General features: G+C 25.7%; 2 protein-coding genes. Both read left to right on the forward strand.

Features of this window, described 5'->3' with window-relative positions; all coding sequences use genetic code 11:
- Nucleotides 1-267 precede the first annotated feature (267 nt).
- Nucleotides 268-912, forward strand: a complete 645-nt coding sequence (trmB, locus tag Q0H31_RS13100) for a tRNA (guanosine(46)-N7)-methyltransferase TrmB (RefSeq protein ID WP_295298905.1) — start codon at nucleotides 268-270, stop codon at nucleotides 910-912.
- A 77-nt stretch (nucleotides 913-989) separates the two neighbouring features.
- A complete protein-coding gene (locus Q0H31_RS13105) occupies nucleotides 990-1,871 on the forward strand; it encodes a cation diffusion facilitator family transporter (RefSeq protein WP_295298907.1) in 882 nt (293 codons plus the stop codon).
- Nucleotides 1,872-1,992 lie beyond the last annotated feature (121 nt).

Consider the following 1,992-nt stretch of genomic DNA (forward strand, 5'->3'; position numbering starts at 1 on the left):
TAAATTATGATACACCTATGCTATACTTTAAGAAATTAAGGAATTCCTAACTGCAATATGTCTGGCTCCTGTGCATATTAAAACAATTTTCACGCAAATCTAATTTATTATACCTGTTTTTAATATAAAAAACAACTATTTATTAATACAAATAAAAAATTATATTTACACAATTTGTACAAGCAGTTTTTAATGCTATTAATTAAATTATTGACATAAATATTAATTAATATATCATTCAAATAAAATTATTAGGAGTTTATTAATTTGAGAAGTTTGAATTTAAATCAAGAGATACTTAATTATTATTTAATAGATGATTTTAATACAGAAGATAAAAATATTATAGCAGAAGAACTAAAAAAGAGATTATCTAATAATCAAAACTTAGAACTTGAAATAGGAAGCGGAAACGGTAAATTTATAGTAGAGCTTGCTATGAACAATAAAGATAAATATTTTGTTGGAATAGAATATTCTTTTAAGGCTGCAAAAAAAGCAATATCAAAAGCATATAAAAGAGAGATAAAAAACCTCACTATTATATTTGGCGAGGCTAATAACGTAATAGATAATTATATTAAAAATAAATACTATTTTGATAAAATATACTTAAACTTCCCAGACCCTTGGCCAAAGAAAAAACATGCTCATAGAAGAATATTTAATAAAGAGTTTTTAGCAAAAATGCATCCGCTTTTAAAAGACGAAGGAATATTTTATTCTGTTACAGATGATGATAATTATGCCCTTGAAATAATGAACCCAATATATAAAGAAGATAATAGTTTCAAAAACATTTTAAATGAAGATTATGTTCATAGTTTAGATGGATACGGCGTTACGCTTTATGAAGAGAAAATGAGAGCCATTGGGCACAATATATATTTTTTCGCACATAAAAAATCTTGATATAATTTTATTATTGATATTTTTAATAAATTCACTATATTTTAAATAGTTTAAAATAAAAATGAAGGCAAAAAACAATGAATATAAGCAATGAAAAAAAATCTAAGTATATGATAATAGAAGGAATAGTATCTGTAATTATAAATGTATTATTATTTGCATTTAAATATATAGTAGGAATATTTACAGGCTCACTTTCTATAATGGCAGATGCATGGCATTCATTAAGTGATTGTATAAGCAGTATTATAGTTATTATAGGAGGAATATTTTCTAAAAAACCAGCAGACAAAGAGCACCCTTTCGGACATGGAAGAATAGAGCTTATCACAAGTTTTATTGTTGGTATCATGCTTGTATTTATAGGATATAGTTTCTTTTCTGAAGCTATAAAGAATATTCTAAACAAAAAAACTGCCTCATTTACAATAATGGCTATTATTGCAATGATTGTTTCTATTGTAGTTAAAGAGTTATTAGCACAGTATTCACTTTGGGGTTATAGAAAATCTGGTTCAAAGTCATTGTATGCAGACGCTTGGCATCATAGAAGCGATAGCATTACTTCTATAATTATATTGGTTGGTATATTAGTAGGAAAAAATTTATGGTGGATGGACAGTGTTTTGAGTATATTAGTTTCACTTGTAATTTTTTATGCCGCTTTCGATGTTATAAAATCAAGCATAGAGCCTTTAATAGGAGAATACCCATCAGATGATATTATTAAAGATATTAACAGCATTGCTAATGAACTTAATATAAATAATGACAATTCAAATCTTCATCATTTTCACATACATACCTACGGCGACCATACAGAAATAACATTTCATATGCGTTTCCCAAAAGACATGACAGTAGAAGAAGCACATAATAAAGTAAGCATTTTAGAGAAATCTATAAAAGACAAAATGAATATGGATTCAACTATACATATAGAATGTTATAAAAGTTAGTATATATTAGGTAGACTAAAAAATTTAAGTTTATTAATTTTTTCGGGGCTGTCCTAGATAACTGAAATTTGTTAAAATTTAAGTATGAAACGCAGTAAATTAAGTAAAGATAAACAATTAA

The organism is uncultured Brachyspira sp., assembly GCF_934747485.1.
Taxonomy (GTDB): Bacteria; Spirochaetota; Brachyspiria; order Brachyspirales; family Brachyspiraceae; genus Brachyspira.

Excerpts from the sequence above, each read along its gene's own strand:
- Q0H31_RS13105 (WP_295298907.1), top strand. The coding sequence starts at position 990 with ATGAATATAAGCAATGAAAAAAAATCTAAGTATATGATAATAGAAGGA.